Origin of the sequence: Kitasatospora cheerisanensis KCTC 2395 (genome assembly GCF_000696185.1) — a bacterium.
GTDB lineage: Bacteria > Actinomycetota > Actinomycetes > Streptomycetales > Streptomycetaceae > Kitasatospora > Kitasatospora cheerisanensis.
Genome location: NZ_KK853997.1, coordinates 682,321 through 688,629, shown reverse-complemented (window position 1 = coordinate 688,629; position 6,309 = coordinate 682,321). Strand labels below are relative to the sequence as shown.

The window sequence follows — 6,309 nt, the reverse complement described above, 5'->3', positions numbered from 1 at the left end:
CCGCCCGCTGGCCGTGCCGCACGGCATCCTGCTCGGCGCCGCCGAGCACCCCGACTACGACGAGGCCCGGCTCGCCATGCGCCCCGGCGACGTCCTGGTGATGTACACCGACGGCCTGGTCGAACGGCGCGACCGGTCCGTGGACGAGTCGCTCGCCCACCTCGCCCAGGTGCTCGCCGAACCCGCCGCCGATCTCGACGCGCTGCTCGACCGCACCCTCGAACTGAGCTGCGCCGACACCGACGACGACACCTGCCTGATCGCCGTGCAGGTCCTCGACGACGGGAACGGCAGGGCGGACAGAAGGGTTTGACCCGGAGCGAATCGGTCAGACGCACGGCAGGCCCGCACCGGGCCGGCGGTCGCCGCCCGAACACCGGCAGGACGATCGCACGCCGACCGAGGAGGTACGACCGCGATGCTCGCGATGCTGCTGGTGCTGCTGCTGATCCTCATCCTGTTCGGTGCCGGCTTCGCCGTGAAGGTGCTGTGGTGGATCGCCCTGGCCGTGCTGGTCCTGTGGCTGATCGGCTTCATCGCCCGCGGCGCCGAGAGCGGCGGCCGTCGCTCCCGCTGGTACCGATGGTGACCCCCACGAGACACGGAGGAGACACACATGAGCATGGTCCAGGAGACCATTGAGGTGGACGTCCCCCTGCACACCGCCTACAACCAGTGGACGCAGTTCGAGGACTTCCCCCACTTCATGGACGGCGTCGAGCAGGTCACCCAGCTCGACGAGCGCCACAACCACTGGCGCACCAAGATCTCCGGCGTCAGCCGGGAGTTCGACACCGAGATCGTCGACCAGGCGCCCGACCAGAAGATCGCCTGGCGGACCGTCGGCGGCGACGTCCAGCAGATGGGCGTGGTCAGCTTCGCCCGGCTCGACGACGACCGCTGCGAGGTGCGCCTCGCCATGGACTACGACCCGCAGGGGTTCGCCGAGCACGCCGCCGACACCATGGGGATGATCGACCGCCGGGTCCGCGGGGACCTGGAGCGGTTCAAGTCCTTCGTGGAGGAACGCGGCGTCGAGTCCGGCGGCTGGCGCGGACGCATCCGCCCTTCCTGACCCGCGCCACCCGTCCCGCCCCGGCCCCGTCCCGGCCGGGGCGGACCCCTGCGCGCGGCCCGTGTTTGGCATCCGGGGGAGTGGACAGCCGCCCCGGCATGGAACAACCACTCCACCAAGGCCCCGCCGACTGGCTGGACGCCCCCGGCCGCTGGACGTTCCTCGACCCGGCCGCGCAACGCCTCGCCGACCTCGTCCAGGCCCTGCCGCTCGGCCGCGCCCGCGACCTGCTGCACGGCGTCCCGCTGGGCCACCCGCTGCACCCGGCGCTCGCCCAGATCCCGATCGGCTGCTGGCTGGCCGCCGGCCTGCTCGACGCCACCCGCCTCGACGACGCCGCCGCCCGGCGGCTCACCGCCGCCGGGCTGGTCGCGCTGCCGCCCGTGCTGTGGGCCGGCTGGGTCGACTGGGCCCGGCTGCCCCCGGTCCAGCGCCGCACCGGACTGGTGCACGCCTCCAGCGCGGTCACCGCCGCCCTGCTGCACCTGTGCTCGCTGCGCGCCCGCCGCCGCGGCCACGGCCTGCGCGGCCGCCTGCTCGGGCTGAGCGGCACCACCGCCGTCGGTCTCGCCGCCGCGCTCGGCGGCCACCTGGCGTACCGTCAGGCCGCGGGCGCCGCCCACGCGGAGGCCGAGTTCCGGCTCGCCCCGCCCGACTGGCACTCGCTCGGCGCCACCGAGGACTTCCCCGTCGACGTCCCGGTCCGCCGCCACCTGGGCGAGGTCGCCGTCGTGGTGGTGCGCTCCGCCGACGACGGCTGGACCGTCCTCGCCGACCGCTGCACCCACATGGCCGCGTCCCTTGCCGGCGGCGAACTCGTCGACGGCTGCCTCCAGTGCCCGCTGCACCGGTCCCGGTTCCGGCTCGCCGACGGCCACCCCGTGCAGGGCCCCGCCACCGCGCCGCAGCCGCGCTTCGACACCCGCGTGCTGGCCGACCACCTGGAAGCCCGGCCGCCGCGGTGAGCACCGTCCGGGAACTGCTGGAGGAGCACGGCGCCACCTACGCCGAGCAGGCCGGCATCCGGCTGCGCGACACCCCCGCGCCGCTGTACCGATTGCTCGTCCTCACCCAGCTGTGCGCGGTCCGGATCCGCGCCGACACCGCCGTCGCCGCCGCCCGCGAACTCTTCGCCGCCGGGTGGCGCACCCCGGCCAGGATGGCCGGATCGACCTGGCAGCAGCGCGTCGACGCGCTCGGCCGCGCCCACTACGTCCGCTACGACGAGAGCACCGCCACCGCGCTCGGCGAGGGCGCCGACCTGGTCCGGGAGCGCTGGCGGGGCGACCTGCGGCGGCTGCGCGAGGAGGCCGGGCGCGACCGCGCCGCGATCGGGCGGCTGCTGCGGGAGGTGCCCCGGATCGGCCCCGTCGGCGCCGACATCTTCCGCCGCGAGGCCCAACTGGTGTGGCCCGAGCTGCGCCCCTTCTTCGACCGCCGCGCGCTCGCCGCCGCCGCCCGGCTCGGCCTGCCCGAAACGCCGGAGGAACTGGCCGGGTCGGTGCCGGCCGGGGAGCTGGCGCGGCTGTCCACCGCGCTGGTCCGGGCCTCGCTGCACGGTTGAGCCGATCGGCGGTCGGCCAGGTGTGTGCCACCGCCCGGGCCGGGCACACGCGCTGACGGCACGTCCGGAACGGCCGGAGGTGCGCAGAAGGCAGTGACGGAGGTCCAGATGTCCGCACCGCAGCGCCCGGAGACAGCAACCGCCACCGTGGAGACCGACGTCCCCGGCAGACTCGACCGGCTGCCCTGGTCGCCCTGGCACTGGCGGATCCTGATCGGTCTCGGCACCGTCTGGATCCTGGACGGCCTGGAAGTCACCGTGGTCGGCAACCTGGCCGCCCGGCTCGCCGAACCCGGCAGCGGCATCGCGATCAGCACCGCCCAGGTCACCACCACGGCCGCCGCGCTGTACGTGGCCGGCGCGTGCTGCGGCGCGCTGTTCTTCGGCTGGCTCACCGACCGGCTGGGCCGCAAGAAGCTGTTCATGCTCACCCTCGCGGTGTACCTCGCCGCGACCGCCGTCACGGCGTTCTCCTGGACGGCCTGGTTCTTCTTCCTGTGCCGGTTCTTCACCGGCTTCGGCATCGGCGGCGAGTACGCGGCGATCAACTCCGCCATCGACGAGCTGATCCCGGCCCGGGTCCGCGGCCGGATCGACCTGATCGTCAACGGCAGCTTCTGGATCGGCGCGGCGCTCGGCGCGTTCGCGTCGATCGCGCTGCTGAACACCTCGCTGTTCGCCACCGACGTCGGCTGGCGGCTGGCGTTCGGCATCGGCGTGGTGCTCGGCCTGGTCATCCTGCTGGTGCGCCGGCACGTGCCGGAGAGCCCGCGCTGGCTGTTCACGCACGGCCGCCGGCGGCAGGCCGAGGAGATCGTCGCCGAGGCCGAGCGGATCGTCGAGGAGGAGACCGGCAAGCCGCTGCCGCCGGTCGACGAGCCGCCGATCCGGGTCCGCGAACGCGGCCCGGTCGGCTTCGTCACCATCGCCCGCACGCTGGTCTCGCACTACCCGCGCCGCACCGTGCTCGGCCTGGCCCTGTTCATCGGCCAGTCGTTCCTGTACAACTCCGTCACCTTCGGGTACGCGGCGATCCTCACCACCTTCTTCGACGTGCCCGCCGGGAACACCGGCTACTACTTCGCGGTGATCGCCGTCGGCAACTTCCTCGGCCCGCTGCTGCTCGGCCACTTCTTCGACTCGGTCGGCCGCAAGCCGATGATCGCCGGCACCTACATCGGCTCCGGCGTTCTGCTGTTCGGCACCGCCTGGCTGTTCCAGCACGGCTCGCTGGACGCCACCACCATGACCGCCTGCTGGACGGCCGTGCTGTTCCTCGCCTCCGCCGGGGCCAGCGCCGCCTACCTGACGGTCAGCGAGATCTTCCCGCTGGAGACCCGGGCGCTGTGCATCGCGTTCTTCTACGCCGTCGGCACCGCGGCGGGCGGCATCTCCGGCCCGCTGCTGTTCAACGGGCTGGTCTCCAGCGGCCAGGTCGGGGACGCCACCCTGGCGTTCTGCATCGGGGCGGCTCTGATGACGCTGGCCGGCGTGGTCGAGGCGGTGATCGGCGTCAAGGCGGAGCGCCGCAGCCTGGAGTCGCTGGCGGCGCCGCTCAGCCAGGTCCCCGAGAAGACGTGACGGCGCGTCGGGCGGCGGAGCCCCGTCGAACGCGGGGACGGAGCGGCTCCGCCGCCCGGCTGACGCAGTGTCAGCCCAGCGTCCAGCGCTGGGCCGCGGTGCCGTTGCAGGTCCACAGCTGGAGGCGGGTGCCGTCGGCGGAGGAGCCGTTGGGGGAGTCCAGGCACTTGCCGGAGCCGGTGTTGACGAAGTCGTGGCCGGAGCCGTACGCCCACTGCTGGGCGCCGGTGCCGTTGCAGGTGTAGAGCTGGACGGCCGCGCCGTCGTTGTGCGAGGCGGCGTCCACGTCCAGGCACTTGCCGAGGGCGCGGACGGTGCCGTCGGTGCCGACGGTCCACTGCTGGGCGGCGTTGCCGGTGCAGTTGTGCAGCTGGATCGGGGTGCGGTCGGCGCTGGACGCGCCGGCGACGTCCACGCACATGCCGCCGGGGCCGGTGATCCGGCCGGTGTAGGGCAGCGGGCCGGTGCCGGAGGTGGTGACGTGGACGTAGTCGACGACCATGGTCTGCGGGAAGGCGGACGTCCCGTCGGGGCTGCCCGGCCAGTCGCCGCCGACCGCCAGGTTGAGGATCACGAAGAACGGGTGGTCGTAGACCCAGCGGTTGCCGCCCAGGTCGGCGGGGGTGCGGGTCTGGTAGGCCTGGCCGTCCACGGACCAGGTGATCGCGCCGGGGCTCCAGTCGACGGCGAAGGTGTGGAAGGCGTCGGCGAAGGCCTGCCCGGCGGGCAGCGAGTAGGGCGCGCCGATGCCGCCCGCGCCGGAGTAGCCCGGGCCGTGGATGGTGCCGTGCACGGTGCCCGGTTCGCGGCCGATGTTCTCCATCACGTCGATCTCGCCGCTGTTCGGCCAGCCCGCCGTGCCGATGTCGTTGCCGAGCATCCAGAACGCGGGCCAGATGCCCTGCCCGCGCGGGATCTTGATCCGGGACTCGAAGTGCCCGTACGCCTGGGTGAAGGTCCGCGCGGTGTTCAGCCGCGCGGAGGTGTACTGGCAGGTGCCGTACCAGCAGGACAGGCCGGCGTCGGTGCTGCGCTTCGCGGTGATCACCAGGTGGCCCTGGCCGTCCAGGGCGGCGTTCGCCGCGCCCGCCGTGTAGTACTGGAGCTCGTGGTTGCCGTTGCCCGAACCGCCGGTCTCCAGCGTCCACTTGGCGGGGTCGACGGCCGAGCCGGCCGGTCCGTCGAAGTCGTCCGCCCAGCTCTGCGCGGCGAGCGCCGGCGGTTCGGCCGGGGCGGCGGCGCGGGCGGCGCCGGAGGGGGCGGCGGCCAGCAGCGCGCCGGCCAGCAGGAGGACGAGACCGCCGAGGCGGCGGCGGGGTGACGGTGCAGCAGTCATGGAGGAACCCGCTTCCCGGGAGCGCCTTCCGCGGCGGGGGCCGCCGCTGGTGGGCCTGAAATGGTACGGACCCGGAATCGCCATGGCAACGTCAAGTACCGGCCTCGTGACGGGTGGAGGAGTCCTGTGTAAGGTAAACCTCACCTAAGTCGCGGTGGAGGGTGGAGGAGACGGCCGTGGACCTGCTGTCCTGTCTGGCCGGGCTGCGTCCGTACGCGGGCGCCGCGGTGGTCGTCAAGTTCGGCGGGAACGCCATGGTGGACCGGGAGTTGACGGCGTCCTTCGCCCGCTCCGTGGTGCTGCTGCGGTACGCCGGACTGCGCCCGGTGGTGGTGCACGGCGGCGGCCCGCAGATCGACGCGCACCTGCGCCGGCTGGGCGTCAGCGCGCCGTTCGCGGGCGGCCTGCGGGTCACCACGCCCGAAGTGATGGGCGAGGTGCGGATGGTGCTGGCCGGTCAGGTCCAGCGCGACCTGGTCGGGCTGATCAACGCGCACGGCCCGTTCGCCGTCGGCCTGACCGGCGAGGACGCCCGGACCATGACCGCCGTCAAACGCTGGGGCCGGGTGGACGGGAGGCCGGTCGACCTCGGCCGGGTCGGCGAGGTCGCCGAGGTGCGCACCGGACTGCTGCGGGCGCTGCTCGCCGACGGCCGGATCCCGGTGGTCTCCTCCGTCGCCCCCGACGCGGACGGCGCGGTGCACAACGTGAACGCCGACACCGCCGCCGCCGCGGTGGCCGGCGCGCTGGGCG

8 protein-coding genes are annotated in these 6,309 nt (G+C 74.0%); 7 read left to right on the top strand and 1 reads right to left on the bottom strand.

What is annotated here, in order from left to right:
- The 6 genes from KCH_RS03010 to KCH_RS02985 form a co-directional block, all read left to right on the top strand.
- Nucleotides 1-313, top strand: a 313-nt coding sequence (locus KCH_RS03010) for a SpoIIE family protein phosphatase (RefSeq protein ID WP_167573971.1), incomplete at its 5' end; no start/stop codon positions are given.
- Nucleotides 314-418: 105 nt separating this feature from the next.
- Complete coding sequence (locus KCH_RS03005; RefSeq protein WP_035858671.1) at nt 419-589, top strand: hypothetical protein; 171 nt, start codon at nt 419-421, stop codon at nt 587-589.
- A gap of 27 nt (nt 590-616) precedes the next feature.
- Nucleotides 617-1,075, top strand: a complete 459-nt coding sequence (locus KCH_RS03000; protein WP_035858669.1) for an SRPBCC family protein — start codon at nt 617-619, stop codon at nt 1,073-1,075.
- 98 nt (nt 1,076-1,173) lie between these two features.
- Nucleotides 1,174-2,040: a Rieske (2Fe-2S) protein gene (locus tag KCH_RS02995; RefSeq protein WP_051652680.1), complete on the top strand. Its 867-nt coding sequence runs from the start codon at nt 1,174-1,176 to the stop codon at nt 2,038-2,040.
- Nucleotides 2,037-2,639: a hypothetical protein gene (locus KCH_RS02990; RefSeq protein ID WP_035858667.1), complete on the top strand. Its 603-nt coding sequence runs from the start codon at nt 2,037-2,039 to the stop codon at nt 2,637-2,639. The genes KCH_RS02995 and KCH_RS02990 overlap by 4 nt, the downstream gene beginning before the upstream one ends.
- Nucleotides 2,640-2,747: 108 nt before the next feature.
- Nucleotides 2,748-4,220, top strand: a complete 1,473-nt coding sequence (locus KCH_RS02985; protein WP_035858665.1) for an MFS transporter — start codon at nt 2,748-2,750, stop codon at nt 4,218-4,220.
- A 70-nt stretch (nt 4,221-4,290) separates the two neighbouring features.
- Here the strand turns inward: KCH_RS02985 and KCH_RS02980 are convergent, their stop codons facing one another.
- A complete protein-coding gene (locus KCH_RS02980) occupies nt 4,291-5,556 on the bottom strand; it encodes a glycoside hydrolase family 16 protein (RefSeq protein WP_035858663.1) in 1,266 nt (421 codons plus the stop codon).
- Between the two features lie 254 nt (nt 5,557-5,810).
- On the opposite strand from KCH_RS02980, the gene argB reads away from it, so the two are divergent.
- Nucleotides 5,811-6,309: acetylglutamate kinase (gene argB / locus KCH_RS02975; protein ID WP_157032365.1), on the top strand; the 499-nt coding region annotated here is incomplete at its 3' end.

Excerpts from the sequence above, each read along its gene's own strand:
- KCH_RS02985 (WP_035858665.1), top strand. The coding sequence starts at position 2,748 with ATGTCCGCACCGCAGCGCCCGGAGACAGCAACCGCCACCGTGGAGACC.
- KCH_RS03005 (WP_035858671.1), top strand. The coding sequence starts at position 419 with ATGCTCGCGATGCTGCTGGTGCTGCTGCTGATCCTCATCCTGTTCGGT.
- KCH_RS02980 (WP_035858663.1), bottom strand. The coding sequence starts at position 5,556 with ATGACTGCTGCACCGTCACCCCGCCGCCGCCTCGGCGGTCTCGTCCTC.
- KCH_RS02995 (WP_051652680.1), top strand. The coding sequence starts at position 1,174 with ATGGAACAACCACTCCACCAAGGCCCCGCCGACTGGCTGGACGCCCCC.
- KCH_RS03000 (WP_035858669.1), top strand. The coding sequence starts at position 617 with ATGAGCATGGTCCAGGAGACCATTGAGGTGGACGTCCCCCTGCACACC.